Source organism: Streptococcus orisratti DSM 15617, assembly GCF_000380105.1.
GTDB classification, from domain to species: Bacteria; Bacillota; Bacilli; order Lactobacillales; family Streptococcaceae; genus Streptococcus; species Streptococcus orisratti.
The window spans coordinates 1-20,512 of record NZ_KB904481.1; the positions used below are offsets into that span (position 1 = coordinate 1).

At 38.8% G+C, this 20,512-nt stretch carries 26 protein-coding genes and 3 pseudogenes; 28 read left to right on the plus strand and 1 reads right to left on the minus strand.

Annotation, left to right across the window (positions count from 1 at the left end):
• The 28 genes and pseudogenes from A3I7_RS13215 to A3I7_RS13225 form a co-directional block, all read left to right on the plus strand.
• Positions 1-273: pseudogene (locus A3I7_RS13215) on the plus strand (transposase); the annotation flags it as partial.
• Between the two features lie 168 nt (positions 274-441).
• On the plus strand, positions 442-903 hold the full coding sequence (locus A3I7_RS0107825) for a YlbF/YmcA family competence regulator (protein ID WP_018376232.1): 462 nt from the start codon (positions 442-444) through the stop codon (positions 901-903).
• A complete protein-coding gene (locus tag A3I7_RS0107830) occupies positions 887-1,171 on the plus strand; it encodes a DUF2129 domain-containing protein (protein ID WP_018376233.1) in 285 nt (94 codons plus the stop codon). The genes A3I7_RS0107825 and A3I7_RS0107830 overlap by 17 nt, the downstream gene beginning before the upstream one ends.
• Before the next feature lie 72 nt (positions 1,172-1,243).
• Entirely contained in the window at positions 1,244-2,416 is a 1,173-nt protein-coding gene (locus A3I7_RS0107835) for an ABC transporter substrate-binding protein (RefSeq protein ID WP_018376234.1), read from the plus strand.
• A 68-nt stretch (positions 2,417-2,484) separates the two neighbouring features.
• Positions 2,485-3,354, plus strand: coding sequence for a branched-chain amino acid ABC transporter permease (locus A3I7_RS0107840; protein WP_018376235.1), 870 nt, complete (start codon positions 2,485-2,487; stop codon positions 3,352-3,354).
• Positions 3,355-3,356: 2 nt separating this feature from the next.
• The gene (locus A3I7_RS0107845) at positions 3,357-4,310 is read left to right on the plus strand and encodes a branched-chain amino acid ABC transporter permease (protein ID WP_018376236.1); all 954 of its coding nucleotides are present in this window, start codon (positions 3,357-3,359) and stop codon (positions 4,308-4,310) included.
• The gene (locus tag A3I7_RS0107850; protein WP_018376237.1) at positions 4,310-5,074 is read left to right on the plus strand and encodes an ABC transporter ATP-binding protein; all 765 of its coding nucleotides are present in this window, start codon (positions 4,310-4,312) and stop codon (positions 5,072-5,074) included. The genes A3I7_RS0107845 and A3I7_RS0107850 overlap by 1 nt, the downstream gene beginning before the upstream one ends.
• Positions 5,074-5,784 carry an ABC transporter ATP-binding protein gene (locus tag A3I7_RS0107855; RefSeq protein WP_018376238.1) on the plus strand — a complete coding sequence of 237 codons (711 nt, stop codon included), beginning with the start codon at positions 5,074-5,076 and terminating at the stop codon, positions 5,782-5,784. The genes A3I7_RS0107850 and A3I7_RS0107855 overlap by 1 nt, the downstream gene beginning before the upstream one ends.
• Positions 5,785-6,267: 483 nt before the next feature.
• Positions 6,268-6,564 carry an IS630 transposase-related protein gene (locus tag A3I7_RS14765; RefSeq protein WP_018376239.1) on the plus strand — a complete coding sequence of 99 codons (297 nt, stop codon included), beginning with the start codon at positions 6,268-6,270 and terminating at the stop codon, positions 6,562-6,564.
• Positions 6,565-6,660: 96 nt separating this feature from the next.
• Complete coding sequence (locus A3I7_RS14770) at positions 6,661-7,116, plus strand: transposase (protein ID WP_156812759.1); 456 nt, start codon at positions 6,661-6,663, stop codon at positions 7,114-7,116.
• A 4-nt stretch (positions 7,117-7,120) separates the two neighbouring features.
• Complete coding sequence (locus tag A3I7_RS12690; RefSeq protein ID WP_281166550.1) at positions 7,121-7,702, plus strand: quinolinate synthase NadA; 582 nt, start codon at positions 7,121-7,123, stop codon at positions 7,700-7,702.
• 154 nt (positions 7,703-7,856) lie between these two features.
• Positions 7,857-8,516 carry a CBS domain-containing protein gene (locus A3I7_RS0107875; RefSeq protein ID WP_018376242.1) on the plus strand — a complete coding sequence of 220 codons (660 nt, stop codon included), beginning with the start codon at positions 7,857-7,859 and terminating at the stop codon, positions 8,514-8,516.
• A gap of 202 nt (positions 8,517-8,718) precedes the next feature.
• Positions 8,719-9,360 (plus strand): dTMP kinase, encoded by a 642-nt coding sequence (tmk, locus tag A3I7_RS0107880; protein ID WP_018376243.1) that lies wholly within the window; start codon positions 8,719-8,721, stop codon positions 9,358-9,360.
• A gap of 6 nt (positions 9,361-9,366) precedes the next feature.
• Positions 9,367-10,242 carry a DNA polymerase III subunit delta' gene (locus A3I7_RS0107885; RefSeq protein ID WP_026217186.1) on the plus strand — a complete coding sequence of 292 codons (876 nt, stop codon included), beginning with the start codon at positions 9,367-9,369 and terminating at the stop codon, positions 10,240-10,242.
• Positions 10,239-11,039 (plus strand): regulatory iron-sulfur-containing complex subunit RicT, encoded by an 801-nt coding sequence (gene ricT / locus A3I7_RS0107890; protein WP_018376245.1) that lies wholly within the window; start codon positions 10,239-10,241, stop codon positions 11,037-11,039. Before A3I7_RS0107885 ends, ricT begins: the two co-directional genes overlap by 4 nt.
• Positions 11,032-11,352, plus strand: a complete 321-nt coding sequence (gene yabA / locus A3I7_RS0107895; RefSeq protein WP_018376246.1) for a DNA replication initiation control protein YabA — start codon at positions 11,032-11,034, stop codon at positions 11,350-11,352. The genes ricT and yabA overlap by 8 nt, the downstream gene beginning before the upstream one ends.
• Before the next feature lie 5 nt (positions 11,353-11,357).
• Positions 11,358-12,227: a 16S rRNA (cytidine(1402)-2'-O)-methyltransferase gene (rsmI, locus tag A3I7_RS0107900; protein WP_018376247.1), complete on the plus strand. Its 870-nt coding sequence runs from the start codon at positions 11,358-11,360 to the stop codon at positions 12,225-12,227.
• Between the two features lie 173 nt (positions 12,228-12,400).
• Complete coding sequence (locus A3I7_RS0107905) at positions 12,401-12,637, plus strand: DUF2829 domain-containing protein (protein ID WP_018376248.1); 237 nt, start codon at positions 12,401-12,403, stop codon at positions 12,635-12,637.
• Positions 12,630-13,328, plus strand: coding sequence for a 3-oxoacyl-ACP reductase (locus A3I7_RS0107910; protein WP_018376249.1), 699 nt, complete (start codon positions 12,630-12,632; stop codon positions 13,326-13,328). Before A3I7_RS0107905 ends, A3I7_RS0107910 begins: the two co-directional genes overlap by 8 nt.
• Positions 13,329-13,337: 9 nt before the next feature.
• Positions 13,338-13,970 (plus strand): SAP domain-containing protein, encoded by a 633-nt coding sequence (locus tag A3I7_RS0107915; RefSeq protein ID WP_018376250.1) that lies wholly within the window; start codon positions 13,338-13,340, stop codon positions 13,968-13,970.
• Between the two features lie 36 nt (positions 13,971-14,006).
• The gene (locus A3I7_RS0107920; RefSeq protein WP_018376251.1) at positions 14,007-14,249 is read left to right on the plus strand and encodes a DUF3977 family protein; all 243 of its coding nucleotides are present in this window, start codon (positions 14,007-14,009) and stop codon (positions 14,247-14,249) included.
• Positions 14,250-14,849, plus strand: a complete 600-nt coding sequence (locus A3I7_RS0107925) for a DJ-1/PfpI family protein (RefSeq protein WP_018376252.1) — start codon at positions 14,250-14,252, stop codon at positions 14,847-14,849.
• Between the two features lie 21 nt (positions 14,850-14,870).
• Positions 14,871-15,319, plus strand: a pseudogene (locus A3I7_RS13220) (ASCH domain-containing protein).
• A gap of 23 nt (positions 15,320-15,342) precedes the next feature.
• Positions 15,343-16,305: a Gfo/Idh/MocA family protein gene (locus tag A3I7_RS0107935; RefSeq protein ID WP_018376254.1), complete on the plus strand. Its 963-nt coding sequence runs from the start codon at positions 15,343-15,345 to the stop codon at positions 16,303-16,305.
• 134 nt (positions 16,306-16,439) lie between these two features.
• Complete coding sequence (locus tag A3I7_RS0107940; protein ID WP_018376255.1) at positions 16,440-18,098, plus strand: SulP family inorganic anion transporter; 1,659 nt, start codon at positions 16,440-16,442, stop codon at positions 18,096-18,098.
• Between the two features lie 803 nt (positions 18,099-18,901).
• Complete coding sequence (locus A3I7_RS0107945; RefSeq protein WP_018376256.1) at positions 18,902-19,666, plus strand: HAD family hydrolase; 765 nt, start codon at positions 18,902-18,904, stop codon at positions 19,664-19,666.
• Positions 19,667-19,697: 31 nt separating this feature from the next.
• Positions 19,698-20,045: a NifB/NifX family molybdenum-iron cluster-binding protein gene (locus A3I7_RS0107950; protein WP_018376257.1), complete on the plus strand. Its 348-nt coding sequence runs from the start codon at positions 19,698-19,700 to the stop codon at positions 20,043-20,045.
• Positions 20,046-20,050: 5 nt separating this feature from the next.
• Positions 20,051-20,254: pseudogene (locus A3I7_RS13225) on the plus strand (PaaI family thioesterase); the annotation flags it as partial.
• A gap of 34 nt (positions 20,255-20,288) precedes the next feature.
• On the opposite strand, the gene A3I7_RS0107960 reads toward A3I7_RS13225, so the two are convergent.
• A partial coding sequence (locus A3I7_RS0107960) for an IS3 family transposase (RefSeq protein WP_018376259.1) occupies positions 20,289-20,512 on the minus strand: 224 nt, incomplete at its 5' end.

The window sequence follows — 20,512 nt, forward strand, 5'->3', positions numbered from 1 at the left end:
CTTAAAAGGTAAGAGTGCCCTGAAGATGTTAGACAAACACGCCAATCTCAAATACAAGTTTGGGAATCGCCATTTTTGGGCAGAGGGCTATTATGTGAGCACAGTTGGACTGAACGAAGCCACTATCAAAAAATATATCCAAGAANAAAGAAATTATCCAGTGGATGATTTCTTCACGAGCTTAAATCTAGAAAGCGAGTTAAACATGACCTCGCCCTAGATAAATTGAGCGTAAAAGAATACGAAGATCCCTTTAGGGATGATGGCAAGTAATACCAACGCCTCTTTAAGAGACAAGTGACGAGTCAAAAGCGGTTAGGCTTGAACAAAGTGAAAGCCAGCGTCTTTAGGCGCTGGCTGGTGATGTGGGCTTATAGCCCCTGTTCAAGCCACCCGTTAGACGGGTGGTCATGATTAGATGAAATATGATATAATGATAGCATGTTAAGCATTAATCAAGAGTTATATGAGATTGACGATGCCATTGACGAAGTTGTGCGAGCATTTTTAAAGTTACCTGTTGTTCAAGAGTATCGCCAAACGAGATTAGCTTTTTTGCAATCAGAGGATATTCAAGCAGCCATTAGTGATTTTCAAAATTGTCAAGAACAGTACGAAGAGGTCAAGGAGTTTTTAGCATTTAGACCAGACGTTGCACAATTGAGGCGTCAGCTTCTTTCAAAAAAAAGAACACTAGATACACACCCTAAGGTGATTGCCTACAGGCAGGCAGAAGTTGCCCTACAGGAGGTTTTAGCTGAATTGTCTAGCTTGCTTTCGCAATCAATTTCATCAGATATTTTTGTAGATACTGGACTGCCATTGGCACCAAAACGACCAAAACATGGACATGGTCGTGGAGATAATATTAGAGAGAAGGATTCAAATGTTGGAGAAAACTAGTCGAGTAGGACTTGTTGTCTATCTATACTATAATCGTGATGCACGAAAAGTTAGCAAATATGGGGATGTCCATTATCATTCTCGACGTTTTCGCTATCTCTTGCTCTATTTAGAACAAGAAAAAATCGATGAGACAATTAAAGAACTGTCTGGTCAAAAATTTGTGAAAGAAGTCGTGCCATCCTACCTTTTGGAAGTTGATACTCATTTTGTCGGCAATCTTCATCGTGAAGAAAGTCGTGAAGAAAGTTTAGAAAAACAGAGATAAAACTCTTGACAATTTTCAGATAATTCAGTATCTTATTTACATATCATTATTCGATCTTTAGGAGAATTAGGAATGAAGAAAAAAATCATACTTTCTGCAGTTGCCTTTTTTAGCGCGGCTGCTTTGGCAGCTTGTGGAGCTGCCCCAAGTTCAACATCTGATGCTACAGGTACCACCATCGGTGATACTATCAAAATCGGTTATAACCTTGAGCTGTCAGGTAATGTAGCCGCATATGGTAATCAAGAAAAAAATGGTGCTGATCTTGCTGTTGAGGAAATCAATGCAGCAGGCGGTGTTGATGGTAAAAAGATTAAAGTTGTCTCTAAAGACAACAAATCTGATAACTCTGAAGCTGCGACGGTATCAACAAGTTTGGCAACAGAAGACAAAGTTAATTTGATTTTAGGTCCAGCGACATCGGGCGCAACTGCAGCAGCATCACCAAATGCTACAAAGGCAGGAGTTCCCTTGTTGACGCCTTCTGGAACACAAGATGATTTAACTTCAAAAGATGGAAAAGTTGAGGAGTATGTTTTCCGTACAACCTTCCAAGATAGCTTCCAAGGTCAGGTTATCGCGCAATATGCTACTCAGGATTTGAGTTCTAAGAAAGCACTTGTTTATTACGATGCTTCAAGTGATTATGCTAAAGGTCTTTATAAGGCTTTTAAGGCTGCCTACAAGGGTGATGTTATTGAAGAAACTTATCAATCAGGGGATAAAGACTTCCAAGCTGCTTTGACAAAAGTTAAAGATAAAGATTTCGATACCATTGTTCTTCTTGGTTATTATACTGAAACAGGTTTGATTACTAAGCAAGCACGTGAAATGGGAATTGATAAGCCAATCCTTGGTCCTGATGGATTCTCAGATGAGAAATTTATCGAAGGTGCTGGTGCAGCTAATGCTACCAATGTTTTCTATGTAGCAGGTTATTCAACATCTGTTAAGCTTTCAGAGAAAAAATCTGATAGCTTTATCAAGGCATATACAGATAAATATGGTGAGGCCCCAAATATGTTTGCTGCGCTTGCTTATGATTCAATTTACATGGCAGCCGAAGCTGCTGAAGGTGCAAAAGACTCAAAAGAACTTGCTAAGAATTTAGCATCACTTAAGGATTTTGATGGTGTAACTGGTAAAATGACTATTGATAAAGACCATAATCCAGTTAAGTCAGCTATTATGGTTGAGTTGGAGAATGGTCAACAAAAATCAGCTACAGCTGTTGAGGTAAAATAAAATGTTAAAAGTCTGGGGGGCATACCACCTCCCAGTTCTTATTATGTTATAGAAAGTTTGGTGAATTTATGCTCCAACAACTTGTCAATGGCTTGATTTTGGGAAGTGTGTATGCATTGCTCGCTCTCGGATATACCATGGTTTATGGTATTATCAAGCTAATTAACTTTGCCCATGGTGATATCTACATGATGGGTGCTTTCATTGGTTATTATTTGATTAATACCTATCATATGAATTTTTTCATCGCTTTGATTTTGACAATGGTGCTTACAGCTATTTTAGGTATGGTCATTGAGTTTCTGGCATATCGTCCTTTACGACATTCAACTCGTATTGCTGCATTGATCACGGCTATCGGTGTTTCTTTCCTCTTGGAATATGGGATGGTTTATTTGGTAGGAGCCGATATTCGTGCCTTTCCGCAAGCGCTTGAAACTGTTAAATATAACCTTGGCCCAGTCAGTGTTACGAATGTCCAGTTAACCATTTTGGGTGTCTCTATCTTTTTGATGTTAGCTTTGCAGTTTATTGTTCAAAAGACAAAAATGGGTAAGGCCATGCGGGCGGTTTCGGTTGACAGTGATGCAGCTGAATTGATGGGGATTAATGTTAATTCGACAATCAGTTTCACTTTTGCTTTGGGATCAGCACTTGCTGGTGCAGCAGGTGTCTTGATTGGTCTTTATTACAATTCTATTGATCCGTTAATGGGGATGACCCCAGGTATCAAAGCTTTTGTTGCGGCTGTTCTTGGGGGAATTGGTATTATTCCAGGTGCCGCTTTGGGTGGCTTTATTATTGGTCTTTTGGAGACATTCTCTATTTCTATTGGGCTATCAAGTTACAAGGATGCAGTTGTTTATGCGATTTTGATTATCATTCTTTTGGTCCGTCCAGCTGGTATTCTTGGTAAAAATGTGAAAGAGAAGGTTTAAGCATGAAAAAAAATATAAAATCAATTTTATCGTGGCTTGCTTTGATTGGGGTGACCTTCGTTTTACTTTCAGTCTTCGTTAGCACAGGAATCCTTCGTGTTTATCATATCCAAATTTTAATGGGAATTGGTATCTCTATGATAATGGCTATGGGAACGAACCTTGTTCTTGGCTTTTCTGGACAATTTCCATTAGGTCAAGCAGGATTTATGGCAATTGGCGCTTATGCAACAGCCATTGTTACAAAGTCTAATCCAACTTATGCTGGCTTTTATTTATCGATGCTTGTCGGTATGGTCGTAGCAGGTCTGGTTGCTGTTATCGTTGGTTTTCCAACACTACGGTTGAAAGGTGATTACCTAGCTATTGCGACTCTTGGGGTTGCCGAAATTATCCGCATTGCTATTGTTAATGGTGGTGATTTGACAAATGGTGCTGCTGGTTTGACAGGAATTTTGCCTTTTACTAGTTGGCAATTGGTTTTTGTCTTTGTGGTTGTTATTGCGCTACTTATGATGAACTATATTCGTAGTTCTGTAGGACGTCAAGTTCTCTCGGTTCGCGAAGATGAGATTGCAGCAGAGGCAATGGGTGTTAATACAACAAAAATTAAAGTCATGACCTTTGCTTTTGCGGCTATGACTGCAAGTATTGCTGGTTCTCTTTATGTAGGTTATATTGGAACTGTTGTTCCTAAAGATTTCACTATCATGCGTTCTATTGATTACCTTATCATCGCTGTTCTCGGTGGTTTGGGCTCAATGACTGGTACAATTGTTGCAGCTGTTGTTCTTGGTGTTTTGAATATGTTCTTACAAAATGTTTCGGAACTACGCATGATTATCTACTCACTAGCTCTTATACTTGTAATGGTTTTCCGTCCAAGTGGTCTTTTGGGGACAAAAGAGTTGGTTCTTTCAAAACTATTTTCAAAAAAAGTTAAGGAGGGCAAATAATGGCACTTCTTGAAGTTAAACATTTAACAAAAAATTTTGGTGGTCTAACTGCTGTCGGTGATGTGACTATGGAACTCAACGAAGGAGAGTTAGTTGGGCTTATTGGACCAAATGGTGCAGGAAAGACAACCCTTTTCAACCTTTTAACAGGCGTGTATGAGCCAAGTGAAGGAACTGTTACTTTGGATGGTGTTGTTCTTAATGGTAAGAAGCCAGACAAGATTGCATCACTGGGTTTGTCACGTACTTTCCAAAATATTCGACTTTTCAAGAATATGACGGTGTTGGATAACGTTTTAGTTGGAATGAGCAATCAACATAAATCTCATTTGTTTTCGAGTATGCTACGCTTACCCAAATTTTATCAAAGTGAGAAAGACTTATGTCAAAAAGCAATGAAGCTGCTCGGAATTTTTAATTTAGAGGGTGAAGCTGATACTTTGGCAAAAAATCTACCCTATGGTCAACAACGCCGTTTGGAAATTGTCCGTGCTTTAGCAACTGAACCCAAAATCCTCTTTTTAGATGAACCTGCCGCGGGTATGAATCCTCAAGAAACTGCTGAATTGACCGCTCTTATCCGCCAAATCAAAGAAGAATTTGGTATTACTATCATCTTAATCGAGCATGATATGAGTTTGGTAATGGAAGTGACGGAACGAATCTATGTTTTGGAATATGGCAGATTGATTGCACATGGCACACCTGATGAAATCAAGACAAACAAACGGGTTATTGAAGCCTACCTTGGAGGTGACGCTTAATGGCAATGCTAAAAATTAAGAATCTTTCAGTCAGCTATGGTGCAATTGAAGCTGTAAAAAATGTCAGCTTTGAAGTTAATGAAGGTGAAGTCGTTACCCTGATTGGTGCTAACGGAGCAGGGAAAACATCTATTTTACGAACGATTTCTGGTCTTGTTCGTCCAAGCGAAGGAAGTATTTTTTATCTTGGAAATGACATCCAAAAAGTTCCGGCGCGTAAGATTGTGGCTGAAGGCTTGGCACAGGTTCCGGAAGGTCGTCATGTTTTTCCTGGGTTGACTGTTTTAGAAAATCTTGAGATGGGTGCTTTCTTAAGTAAAAATAAGGAAGAAAACAAACTCAATATGAAGAAGATCTTTGAGCGTTTCCCACGTTTGGAGGAACGGAAAAATCAAGATGCAGCAACTTTATCTGGTGGTGAGCAGCAGATGCTTGCTATGGGGCGTGCACTTATGAGCAAACCCAAATTGTTACTTTTGGATGAACCATCCATGGGACTTGCTCCAATCTTCATTCAAGAAATTTTTGATATTATCCAAGATATTCAAAAACAAGGAACTACTGTGCTTTTGATTGAACAAAATGCAAATAAGGCATTATCTATTGCAGATCGTGGTTATGTTCTGGAGACAGGTAAGATTGTCCTGTCCGGAACAGGACAAGAATTACTCGCTTCTGAGGAAGTTCGCAAGGCTTATCTTGGTGGATAAAACAGCTAAAAAACGAATGATTAACGATTTAAAAGTATCTTTATCGTTTCATTCGTTTTTTTTTTTTTTTTTAATCATTTATGAAATTACTAACCTTTTATTCGATGAAAATCAATATTTGACTAGATGTGAAAATGAAGTTGTAGATACAGTCTTTCAGAGTACCTTTGAGATAAGGTATCGGGCATTGTATTGAAGGATGCTAAAGGGATAACTAAGTAATAGAAGAGTATGGAATGGAGTTTATTAGTATGGACATATAAAATTTAGTTCAGATTTTCAACGAACATACTTATTTTTTAACTGTCGAGATGGGATGAAGATTTTTTAGGGATAGGTCTAAGATATTTGCGGAGTGGGTAAGAGCACCACTTGAAACATATTGAACATCAAGTTTAGTTAATCTATGGAGGTTAATCTATGGATACTATCTTTGGTTATATAGTTCTTTAGTTTCTATGCAGTATGTGCTATAGTATACTTATGAAAAGTTACGGAATAGATTTTAGAAAACGAGTTATTAATTATGTAGAGGCTGGTCATTCCAAAAAAGAAACGTGTCAGTTATTTGGAATTAGCACTAATACACTGTATCTTTGGGAGAAACAACTCAAAGAACTTGGTCATTTGGAGCGCCAAAAAAGGAAACCAAGCCCTCGCAAATTGCCATTGGATAAGTTAGAAGCCTTTGTTAACCAACATCCAGATGCTTTTTTAAGAGAAATAGCAGAGCATTTTAACTGTAGTATTCCCTCCGTTTGGGCAGCCTTAAAAAACTGAACATCACTTTAAAAAAAGACGACAACCTATAAAGAACAAGATAACGAAAAGGTTAGATGCTACTTAGATGTTTTAGGGTGTTTTCCTAATACACCAATTGTCTATAGTGATGAGACTGGCATTGACACCTATCTTTATCGTCACAAAGCCAGAGCTGTACGCGGTCAAAAAGTCTATGACAAGGTCAGTGGACGTCGCTTTGAAAGGCTCTCTGTTGTCGCAGGGCAAATTGGTTCCCAAATTGTAGCACCATTGTTGTATCAGGGAACAATGACAGCAGAGCTTTTTATGACATGGTATCAAAAGGAACTATTACCGTGCTTATCAGAGCCACATCTGATTATTATGGATAATGCCACCTTTCATCCTAAAAAGCACCTTGATGAGTGTTCTATAGCTAGCGGGCATTACTTTCTTCCCTTACCACCTTATTCTTCTGAACTCAATCCCATCGAACAGTTTTGGGCTACTCTAAAAAGAAAGGTGACTGAATTGTTAAGAACAGGTCGTTCTGTTCAGTTCGCCTTGAAATACTATTTTAAAACTAAATAACTATATCAATACAACTTCAGAGTTAAAAACAGCTGTAGATGTTTGTGTGACATCCTCATCAGCTGTTCATATCATTAATAATATTCAAAATGATAAAATATTATTTATTCCAGACAAAAACCTTGGGGAGTGGGTAGAAAAACAATGTCCAAATAAACAGTTTGCATTTTTTAAAGGAGGTTGTCCGACACATATGAGAATGAGAAAACGTGATGTAGATCAAGCAAGACAGCTTCATCCTAATGCCAAGTTACTTGTTCATCCAGAATGCTTGAGTGAAGTTACAGAATTGGCAGATTTTGCAGGAAGTACAACTGAAATCATGGCCTATGCTAGGGAAAGTTCCGAAAAGGAATTCATCATTGGAACGGAAAGTAGCATCGTCCAACACTTACAATTTGAATGTCCGGATAAACAGTTTTATCTTCTTTCTAGAGAATGTGTCTGTCATAATATGAAGATGACTACTTTGGCGGATGTTTATCAATGTCTGTTAGGGCGTTCAGGCGAAGAAATTTTTTTAGAAGAGCATGTTATTCAAGGGGCTAAAAGAGCCATTGAAGAAATGATTCGTTTGGGACAATGAGATGACTTATGCATGATGAGCAGTGTAGATGCTTACCGGGTAAGGGACTGAAGTTTTTTGAAGAGTAGAACTTTCACGACATTTTCATTTTTTTAGAGAAGTCGTTTCCAACTTATGCTATAATAAAATCAAGAAATGCTTGGAGGAATTTGTGATGTCAGTAAAAGATTTCATGACAAAAAAAGTTGTGTACGTTTCCCCTGATACAACGGTTGCACATGCGGCTGATATGATGCGTGAGCAAGGGTTACGCCGCCTACCAGTTATCGAAAACGATAAGCTAATCGGTCTTGTGACAGAAGGAACTATTGCGGAGGCCAGCCCTTCTAAAGCAACTAGTCTCTCAATTTACGAGATGAACTATCTGCTTAATAAAACAAAAATTCGTGATCTTATGATTAAAAATGTTATTACAGTTTCTCAATACGACCGTCTTGAGGATGCTATTTACCTCATGATGAAGCACCATGTTGGTGTCTTGCCAGTTGTTGATAATGAGCAAGTTTATGGTATCATCACAGATAAAGATGTTTTCAAGGCCTTTTTAGAAATTTCTGGTTATGGCGAGGAAGGTGTTCGTGTAGAAATTTTAGCAGAAGACACGGTCGGCATTTTGGCTAAGGTAATTGATACTATCGCTGAAATGAACTTAAATATCAAGCGAACTATTATTGCAACACGTCAATCGGGCAAGGTAGCTGTGGAAGTGCAGATTGATGGAAAAACTGACATTGAAAATCTAAAGAATAAGTTGATTGAGAGAGGAATTGATGTCAAAGCTGTAGAAAAAACCGTTGCGAAATCTCTGGACTAAGCACTTACAATCACTGGTAAAGTATTTTTTGAGGAGATGCAGATTTGGTTGAATTTCCTTTGACAATAGCAAGCAATCTTGACTAAAAGGATTTTGCTGTAAATATGAGTTCTGAATTTTAAGTGATACCGTCATGATCTGATGGTGTCTTTTTTTGATAAATTTTGATAAAATAGTAATAATAATATTTTAAGGATGAAACATGAAAAAAGGACTTATCATTTCATTTGAAGGGCCAGATGGTGCTGGGAAGACAACGGTTATCAATCGACTTTTACCGATTTTATCAGAAAAACTCAATCGGTCAATTGTTAGTACCCGAGAACCTGGTGGAGTAGATATTGCAGAGCGTATTCGCGATATTATCTTAGATGTTAATCATACGAGCATGGATGATAAGACTGAACTCTTGCTTTATATGGCAGCTCGTCGTCAGCATTTTGTGGAGAAAGTTTTGCCGGCTTTAAAATCTGGGAAGCTAGTCCTTATTGACCGATTTATTGACAGCTCAGTAGCTTATCAAGGTTCTGGTCGAGGCTTGGACAAGCAAGTAATTTCTTGGTTAAATGATTTTGCCACTGATAGCCGCAAACCTGATTTGACCCTTTATTTTGACATTGATTCAGAGACTGGACTTACCCGTATCGCCAAGAATGCAGAGCGAGAAATCAATCGCCTTGACCTTGAAAAATTAGAAATACACCAACGTGTGCGCCAAGGCTACCTTGAGTTGGCAGAGCTGGAGAAGAGCCGCGTGGTAACGATTGATGCTTCACAAGACTTAGAGCAAGTTGTTGCTGATGCTTTGAAGGAAATTTTAGACTGCTTGAGTGAAGAGGAGTGATGAATGATGGATTTGGAGCGCTTGCAGCCTAAGTTATTTGCAGAATTTAAAGCCATTTTAGAGACTAAAAGACTAAATCATGCCTACCTTTTTTCAGGAGATTTTGCCAGTCTTGACATGGCACTTTATCTAGCGCAAAGCCGTTTCTGTGAAAGCCCAAAAGACCAACTTCCTTGCGGAAATTGCCGTTCTTGCCAATTAATTGCTAGAAATGAGTTTTCAGATGTCAAGTATCTAGAGCCTGTGGGGCAAATTATTAAGACTGAAACAGTTAAGGAGTTGATGAGCAATTTTTCAAGAACTGGTTTTGAAGGAACATCACAAGTTTTTATCATTCGAGATTGCGAAAAGATGCATCTCAACGCAGCCAACAGCCTCTTAAAGTTTATAGAAGAGCCGCAGAGTGATTCCTATATGTTTCTTCTGACTAGTGATGCTAATAAAGTTCTGCCAACGATTAAGAGCCGCTGTCAGATTTTTAACTTTCCTAAAAATATAAACTACCTTACAGAAGTAGCCGAGAAGGCTGGACTTTTAAAGACGAATGCACAGCTTTTTGCTCAAGTGGCTAAAGACGCTTCGGATTTGGAAAAACTTGTTCAAAATAAAAAAAATCTTGACTTATTACAAGCTAGCCAGAGATTTTATCAAATCTGGCAAAAAAATACTGACCAAGCTTATTTGGAAGTGTCTAGGCTTACCCAAATCGCGACGGATAAAAACGAACAGGAGTTGGTACTTCAATTCTTGATGCTTCTTTTAGGTAAGGGAAGTGTTTCTCAGAAAAAAGTTGTTGATTTACAAAAAATAAATAAAGCACGTCTGATGTGGATTAGCAATGTGAGTTTTCAGAATGCATTAGAATATATGGTGATTTCATGACAGAAGTATTAGGTGTTAAATATGACGATATCGGACAACTCACTTATGTCTTGCCTGATAAAAAATACCGAAAAGACGATCTTATCGTCATTAACAATAAAAAAGGAAATCGTTTAGCTAAGGTGATTTATGATAATCATGATTTAGATGAGCGGAAATTACCCGCTGAACTGGATACCGTCCATGGATTAGCAACTGCTTTGGATATTCAAGCATATCATGATAATTTAAACTATGCCGAGGCGACTTTTGCAGATGTTGAAGAACTTATTTCTTTAAACCAACTCAAAATGAAATTGGTTGATATTGTTTTTCCACTAGACCGCAGTCATGTATTGATTACTTTTGTTGCTGAGGAACGTGTTGACTTTCGCCATTTGCTAAAAGATTTAGCTAGTTTCTACAAGACCCGCATTGAACTTCGGCAAATTAATAGTCGTGAAGAAAGTAAAGTTTATGGTGGCTTGGGGCCGTGCGGTCGAGCTCTTTGTTGCTCTAGCTTTTTAGGAGAATTTCCACCTGTCTCCATCAAAATGCTGAAAAATCAAAGCTTGTCACTGAACTCAGGAAAAACTTCTGGTCTTTGTGGTCGTCTGATGTGTTGTCTTAGCTTTGAGGATGACTTTTACCGTACCTCAAAAGAAAAATTTCCAGATATAGGTACAAAAGTCACTACTCAAAATGGCCAAGGGGTTATTAGTGCAATCAATGTTTTTTCAGATACTGTGAATGTCCGTTTTGAAGAAACTCATACGCAACTAACCTATGCTTTGGAGGAGATTGAAATCAATGGATAAAAAAGATTTATTTGATGCCTTTGATGGTTTTTCACAAAATCTCATGGTAACCTTGGCTGATATTGAAGCCATGAAAAAGCAGGTTCAAAATTTGCTGGAAGAAAATACTAGTTTGAGGATTGAAAACACAAAACTAAGAGAACGCCTTAGTCAATTGGAACACGAAACGGTGTCTAAAACACTTAATCAGGGGAAAGAGCACTTAGAAAATATCTATCTTGATGGTTTCCATGTCTGCAACTCATTTTACGGACAGCGTCGTGAAAACGATGAGGAATGTGTGTTCTGTATGGAATTGTTATATAGAGAGTAGGGGTCATGCAAGTTCAAAAAAGTTTTAAAGGTCAAACAGATTTTGGAACGCTGTATTTGGTCCCAACACCAATTGGTAATCTGCAAGACATGACTTTTCGTGCAGTGGAAGTTTTCAAAGCAGTGGATTTTATTTGCGCAGAAGATACGCGTAATACTGGTCTTTTACTTAAACATTTTGATATTTCAACCAGACAGATTAGTTTTCATGAGCACAATGCTTATGAAAAAATTCCAGATTTAGTGGACTTGTTGAGATCTGGGAAATCGCTGGCGCAGGTGTCAGATGCTGGGATGCCTTCAATTTCCGATCCAGGACATGATTTGGTGAAAGCTGCGATTGCTGAAAATATTTCTGTCGTTGCACTACCAGGCGCCTCTGCAGGGATTACAGCCTTGATTGCAAGTGGTTTAGTCCCGCAGCCTCATATTTTCTATGGATTCTTACCACGTAAGGCGGGTCAGCAGAAAGACTTTTTTGAAAGCAAGAAGAATTACCCTGAGACACAGATTTTCTATGAATCACCTTATCGAGTTGCTGATACACTAGAAAATATGCAGGCAGTTTATGGTGACCGCCAGCTTGTGCTTGTGCGTGAATTGACCAAACTCTACGAAGAATACCAACGTGGCAACATTTCGGAGGTGCTATCCTACATTTCAGGAAATCCACTTAAAGGCGAATGCTTGCTGATTGTGTCTGGTTTTAACAGTCAGGAAGAAATACAAGATTTAGATAAATTAGACCTTGCAAGTTTAGTCAAAAATTTGGTAGAACAAGGGAATAAACCTAATCAGGCCATCAAAAAAGTAGCTAAAGACTTTGGCCTAAGTAGGCAGGAAGTTTATAACATCTATCATGGATTGGCTGAATAGAAATAAAAGACGGACGTTAAGCCCGTTTTTTTGATATAATAAAATCATTAAAATTTTAATACGCAATGAAATCAAAATCAAACTAAACAAGGAAGAGGTAGATAGAACTCAAGTTCATCAAATCAAGTCAACAGTACCTGATTTTGATTTTCGAAGAAGGTAAGGAGAAAACCATGACATTTGAAGAAATATTGCCTGGCTTAAAAGCTAAGAAAAAGTACGTTCGCACGGGTTGGGGTGGTGCTGAAAACTACGTTCAACTTTTTGACACGCTTGAAGTTAATGGCCGTAAGCTTAAAGCGACACCTTATTTTTTGATTAATGTTTCTGGTGACGGAGAGGGCTTTTCCATGTGGAGTCCGACACCTTGCGATATTCTGGCCAATGATTGGATAGAAGTTTATGACTAAAGTTCTCGTAACAGGTGCCTCATCGGGAATTGGCCTAGCACAAGTACGGCTTTTTTTGGAAAATGGCTACGCTGTCTATGGTGTTGACAAGTCGGCTGCACCCGACCTGTCTCACTCAGACTTTCATTTTCTCCAACTTGACTTAACAGGTGATCTAGCTGTGCTCTACGACTTTATCCCATCTGTAGATATCATATGCAACACCGCCGGAATTCTTGATGGTTATAAGCCTCTACTTGAAGTCAGCGATGATGAACTAGAACAGGTCTTTCAAACCAATTTTTTTGCAACAACTAAGATTAGCCGTCACTATTTATCGGCTATGCTCAAGAAAAAATCAGGCATTATTATCAATATGTGCTCTATTGCTAGCTTTATAGCGGGTGGTGGCGGAGTTGCCTATACTAGTTCCAAGCACGCTCTGGCAGGTTTTACGCGCCAGTTGGCTTTGGATTATGCCAAAGATGGTATCCAAATTTTCGGTATTGCACCAGGTGCGGTCAAAACCGCTATGACACAAGCAGATTTTGAGCCTGGCGGTTTGGCAGATTGGGTTGCAAGTGAAACGCCCATCGGACGGTGGAGTTTACCTGAGGAAGTTGCAGAGTTAACTTTGTTTTTGGCATCTGGAAAGGCGGCATCTATGCAAGGAGAAATTGTTAAAATGGATGGCGGATGGAGTTTGAAATAGGAGTATGATATGGCAGAATTTGCCGAAAAGATGACCATTGCCGAATTTAGAGAACAGTACTGGTACAAAACTGAGTTAGAAGATATTTGTCGTCAACACCACTTGCCAGCCTATGGCACCAAGGCAGAGCTGACAGCTTATATCCTAGAGTATTTGTCAGGGAAAGCACCAGAGGAAATTTGTCCTGTTAGACGAAACAAACGTTTGAAAAAAACTTTGAGTGCATCTGAAATAACTTTGAATACTAAGCTATTGGATTCAGGATTTTCATTCAATGATGAGGCTAGACAATTTTTCCAAAACTACTTTGGCCTTGATAAATTTTCATTCAAAAAAGCAATGGCGATTAAAATGAGAGAGGTTGAGGCGAGTCAGGATTATTCGGCAACTATCGCTGATTTGATAGCAGTCTTAGAAGTACCGCAAGTGCCCTCGCCTGATAATGCCGAAGAAAAGACCTATCAATGGAACCGATTTGTGAAAAATTTTAACCAAGACCCTTTGAGTAAACAGTTCTATCCACCAATGAAGGTTGCCTCTATTTTATGGCGGCAGGTTAGGGATTCAAGACGTGAAAAAGTCTATCAATCAAGTCTTTTAGAAGAATATGCCGAAGAAATCGCACCCTTTTTGAAAGGGTGAGTTCTTAGATTATGATGTCAAGAAGTGGAGTCTATAATGAAAAAATTTATCGAATTGGGGTATGGTAATACATGGTGGTTGCGCACAGAGTTTGAACATGCGGACGGCAGTGAATTTGAAATGAAAGGGATTGTTGGCAATATTAAGCCGATTTCACTATATATGAGAATTTGGTTGGGAAAAACCGTCTGGGTATGTGACAGCAAGGAAGGGTTTAAAAGGAGAAAGAAAAGCCGCAAAGCTACCAAAGTTATTTTGGGTATTGTATCGGAGGTTTAAATGAGCAGCACAACAAAGTTAGAAGTAATCGTTCTAGTGTTTGATGGTTTTGAACCCTTAGATTTATTTGGACCAATCGAATTGCTATCTTTTTTAGATGAGGTTCGATTTCGCTATGTTTCCGAGTTTGGCGGAAGAATAAAAAATAAGGTTGGTTTAAACCTTGATACAGAGAAAATGAGCCCAGGTGAAAGCTGCGATATTCTACTCATTCCTGGAGGCCAAGGGACTAGAAGCATCTACTTGCAGCCTTCTTTTATTGATTATGTAAAAAGTTATGCTGAGAATGCAAGCTATGTCTTATCTGTATGCACAGGAGCGGTCCTGCTTTCTGAAACTGGACTCTTGAACGGTCGTAGGGCCACCAGCAATAAGCGCTCATTTGATTGGGTCTCTTCCACCAATGCAAAAGTAGATTGGGTTAGACAAGCTCGATGGGTGGTTGATGGCAAATATTACACGTCTTCAGGAGTATCGGCAGGGATGGACATGGTCTTAGGCTTTATTAGCGATCAATTTGGACTAAGTAAGGCCAAGGATATCGCCCACAAGATAGAATACCATTGGCAGTCCGACAGTACTAAAGATGATTTCGCTTAGAGAATTGTTAAGGAGATTACAATGACACCGCAAGAATGTTGGAGTAAATACAAGCGAATCCATCCGGATGTTGGAGATGACATTGACACTTGGCAATTTGGTGCGAAACCAGATTTGCTGGCGGATTTGGTTGTTAAAGGGATCAAGACAGCAACTGCCTAAGCCTATGATTTATATGATATTGATAATGACCCCATTCCGCAAGTTGGTAGCTGTGATGTGATTCTGAATAGTCAAGATGAGACTATCTGTATCGTCCAATTCAAGCAAGTCACGTTTCTGCCGTTTAAAGATGGTTCAGCAGAGCATGCTTACATTACAAAGAGGGAGAAAGAGATAAAAACTTAGCCTGATGGCGTGAAGCACATGAAGATTTTTTCAAACCTTATTTTATAGAATGTGGGTTGACATTCACACCAGAAAGCTTAATCGTTTTAGAAGAATTTGAAGTGGTTTATCCCACAGTTTAGCAAGATACGATAGGAGGAAATTCATGAAATTAGCCATTTTAGGAACAGGAAAAATTGTTGACGAAGTGTTACCCGTTTTAAAAGAAATTAATGGCATTGAGTTAAGTGCTATTTTATCAACACCACGAAGTCTTGAAAAAGCACAAAAACTCGCTGAAATTTACGGCATTTCTCAAGCAAGTAGCGATTATGATAGCATTTTGGCAAATCCAGACGTTGACACCATTTATGTGGCACTTCCAAACCATTTGCATTATGATTATGTCAAGAAGGCTTTGCAGGCGGGCAAACATGTGATTTGTGAGAAGCCTTTTACCTTAACACTTGCGGAGTTTGAGGACTTGGTGGCAATAGCAGAGCAGCGTCAGCTTTTTCTCCTAGAAGCTATCACCAACCAATATCTAGGAAATTTTTCCTATGTCAAGGAAAATTTACCCAAGCTAGGGGATATAAAAATTGTGGAATGTAACTATTCCCAGTATAGCTCACGCTATGATGCTTTCAAACGTGGTGAGATTGCGCCAGCTTTTGACCCAGAAAAAGGTGGAGGCGCTCTACGTGACCTCAATATTTACAATATTCATTTGGTAGTCGGCCTCTTCGGTAAACCTGAGATGGTTCACTATTTGGCGAATATGGAACGTGGTGTGGACACCTCTGGCATGCTCGTTATGGACTATGGTCACTTTAAGTGTGTCTGTATCGGCGCCAAGGATTGCAGTGCAGATATTCGCTCGACGATTCAAGGTAACAAAGGATCAGTAACCATTTTAGGTCCGACTAATACGATGCCAGAAGTTAATCTTAGCCTTAACGGTCAAAGTATGCAGCTTGTCAACCAAAATAGTCTCAACCACCGCATGCACGATGAGTTTGTCGCCTTTCAAAATATTATTTCTAACCGTGAGTACAACAACCAAAAGGCTGCTCTAGAACATAGCAGAGCTGTCATGGAAGTTTTAGATGCTGCAATCAAGTCTCTATAAATACAAATAAAAGTCTATCCTTCTCTTACTTGATTAAAATAGGATTTCCCATAATCTAGAGATTTCAAACGAGATGTGCTAAAATGATAGTAGGTTCTCGCAAGTGTCTGGGAACAAAAAAGGAGGAGGGGAAAATGGACGCTTTTAAATACATTACACCAAAATTTTTTAGTTTAATGAAGAATTATACAGGGGCACAGTTTGTCAAAGACCTTGTTGCAGGGATTATTGTGGCAATTATTGCTTTGCCTCTATCAATTGCCTTAGCGATAGCTTCAGGTGTTAATCCAGAACAAGGTCTCTATACGGCTGTCGTTGCTGGTTTTTTTATCTCATTTCTAGGCGGTAGCCGAGTCCAAATTGGAGGACCAACGGCAGCCTTTGTAGTGATTATTTATGGTATCATTGCGCAGTATGGTATGGCTGGTCTGACGGTAGCAACTTTCTTAGCTGGTTTGATGCTTATTATTATGGGATTGTTGCATTTTGGTGATCTAATCAAGTTTATTCCTAAGACCATTACAGTGGGATTCACTCTCGGGATTGCCGTAGGAATTGTTGCTGGGCAAATCAAGGATTTTTTTGGATTAGACATGGGAGCCGTGCCAGCGGAGTTTGTAGAGAAAATGGTTGCCTATGCTGAAAACATGCATAGCCTAAATTGGCAAACGCTTTTGATTGGAATATTGGCTTTGCTCATTCAGATTTTCTGGCCTAAGATTTCTCAAAAAATTCCAGGTTCCCTAGTTGCTATTCTTGTCACAACGGCCATTGTTGCTTTTGGGAAATTAGACGTTAAAACAATTGGGGACTTATACACAATTAAGGCTGGTTTACCTCATTTCTCTATGCCAGTGTTGTCTTTCTCACTAATTCGACAAATGATTTCCCCAGCCTTTACGATTGCCATTTTAGCAGCTATTGAATCTCTACTTTCAGCTGTGGTTTCTGATGGGATGATTGGTGGGAATCATCGTTCTAATGCTGAACTTGTTGGTCAAGGTGTCGGAAATATGATGTCGGCTTTGTTTGGTGGAATTCCAGCCACTGGTGCAATCGCTCGAACAGCAGCGAATGTTAGAAACGGTGGTCGAACACCCGTAGCGGGGATGATTCATGCGCTTACCTTATTGTTAATTTTACTTTTCTTGATGCCATATGCTTCTCTGATTCCTATGAGTTGTTTAGCAGCTGTCCTGATTATGGTAGGTTATAATATGAGTGGCTGGCGCACATTTGTACATATGGTTCGTACTGCGCCTAAAAGTGATGTTGCTGTTTTAGTAATTACTTTTCTTTTAACTGTATTTTTTGACTTAGTCGTTGCTATTGAATTTGGAATGGTATTAGCAGCTTTTCTCTTTTTAAAACGTATGGCAGATGTGGCTCAAGTGAGACAATGGGTTGAGAAAGATGAACATGATGACTCTGAACTTTCCGAAACCACTGATTTAAAATATATTCCTCAAAATGCAGTTGTTTATGAACTTTTTGGCGCTCTTTTCTTTGGTGCTGTCAATGACTTTCTAAACATTGAGCACGAAGAGGGTAAGAATGCCTTAATTCTTCGGATGCGTAATGTCCCTGCCATGGACGTTTCTGGTTTGGATGCCTTGGAAGAAACCTTAGAAATTTGTCAAAAACGTGGCATGACTCTTATTTTGTCACACGTAAATGACCAACCTTATCGTGTCATGGAAAAAGCAGGATTTATCGACAAAATTGGTGAAGAAAATCTTTGTGCTAATATTGATTCCTCACTAGCACGTGCTGCTAGTTTAGCTAAAAAATAGCAACTTAATATTGTATAGTCTTTTAGTTTGCTTTTAGTACAAGGCAACGAGCTGCAGGTTGCTAGAACAGCCTCTAGGCTGTTCTAGGTTGGAAATAAGACGTGCGAAGCAAGTCACTTTCGTAAAGTACGGCAAAGTGAGTTCAAACAATCCAGTGGAGTGTTTGAAGTTGGAAATAAGGAAACGGAGTTTCCTCTTACGTCGAAGTAATAAAAGATAAACTACTTGACTATATGTTAGGCTTTCTCTAGTGGCAAAGCCTAGTATTGGACAACAAAGTGATAGTTTTTTTAAATCAAATTCAGACCTTGTTGCCTTGATTTGATGAACTTCTGTTTTTGTCTGTATGTTGTTGATATGAGTGGATGTCCGCTCCATTTCTAACATTTAGACTCTCACAGACTATTGAAACTAGTCTGGCTATGATTTTTATTGAGTATTAGTCAATAAAGTAATAAAAAATTGAAAAACGTGAACAGATACTTCAATAACTAAAAAATTCAAAGTTTTGGAGTATTTTTTAATTGAAAATGAAAGCGATAAGCTTGTAGCTTTCAGTACTTATACTTAATGAAAATCAAAAGTAGCCTAGGAAACGAAACCGACGATAGAACTTGAGTTCATCAAGGCAAGTTGACAACGGATATTTTTGATTTTCGAAGAGTATTAGTTAAAATCAAAATAGACAGTTGGTACTGACGAACGATAAGGAGAATTAAAGCGACAGGAGAAGGCAATGTGTTGCCGAAAAATCCATTGTTCGAGCATTCCTTTCGTGCTATAATAAATCCATGGAGGGACTCATGCAAGACTTAACATATAAAAATTATATCTTTGATTTTTATGGAACTTTGGTAGATATATTGACTGATGAGGAAGACTTAGCTGTCTGGCAACAATTGACTTCTCTCTATGCTACTTATGGTGCGGATTACACACCACATAGACTACGTCAAAAGTATCTAGATTTGATTAAAGCTGAAGAAGAACGACTGTATGAACAGACGGTTTACAAGCATGTCGAAATTGATTTAGTGGTTATTTTTATCAAGCTTTTAACCGAATCAGAAAAGACACATCCAACCGAGAACCACATCAAAGATATGGAAAGTTGGGGAAATTTAATAGCTAATGTGTTTAGAATAAATTCTCGTAAAATTTTAAAGGCCTATCCTAATACACTTAAGACCTTACAAACGATTAAGGATAAAGGTGGCAAAATTTTTATTCTTTCCAATGCTCAACGTGCCTTTACGCAGCCAGAAATTGAATTAACGGGCTGTGCGGATTTGGTTGACAAGATTTATATCTCATCTGATTTTCAGATGAAAAAGCCACAGCCAGATTTTATGCATCATTTGCTTGAAGAAAACCATCTAGACATTGCTGATTGTGTCATGGTTGGTAATGATTTTACATCAGATATGCTTGTCGCTAGTGCTGTAGGGATGGATGGTATTCTCCTTAATACCTTTCCTTATAGCTCTGAGGAAATAGCAAAACTTAATACCATGAACGCTAAAGTGATTGATGATATAGCTGAATTATTAGATAATATCACTGATTGATGTCTGTTTTTAGTAAGAAAAAGGAGGAATTATGGTAAAAGTTGCAATTCCTGTAGCTGATGACGATACTATTTTTGGGCATTTTGGACTTAGCACACGCTTTAAAATGTACAACCTATCTGAACAAGTAGTTATGACAACTGCATATCTATCACTACCTGAAGAGCATGGCTCTCAAAAATTTAAAGCCCTGTTGGATGAACAAGTTGATGTAGTTATTGTCAATAGTATCGGACCAGGGGTGATGCGAATGTTTGATATGACAGATATAGCTGTCTATGCTGGAGTGTCTGGAAATGCGGATGATGCCGTTCAGATTTATCTTTCGGGAGGCCTGATACATGACACCTCAGCCGTAAAATGTTGTGGAAGGCATTAGGACATATGGAAGATAAATTACATGAAATTCGTGTTTTTGAAAATTTTGAATTGGTGTCTTACGAAGAAGGTCATGTAGTAGTGACGACAGAAGTTGTCGACAAGTCCTTAAATTATTACGGTTTTGCACATGGAGGCTATCTCTTTACACTTTGTGACCAGATTAGCGGACTAGTGTCTATTTCCACGGGGGCTGATGCTGTTGAACTGCTCCCTGTCAAGTGGACAATGAAATAATAAAAGATTAGGCGACGGCCTTGTTCCTCATTTCAAGAGGGGCAAGGCCGTTGTTGCGTTCTTGAAAACGTTGATGATTGTAAAAATAGATGTAGGCATCAATATCTGAAACCAGCTCCTCAAAGGTCTTATATTTCTTCAAATCATAGCACTCCGTCTTAAAGTGCCCAAAGAAACTCTCAATTGGTGCGTTGTCAATACACTTACCAACACGCGACATAGAGCGTGTCA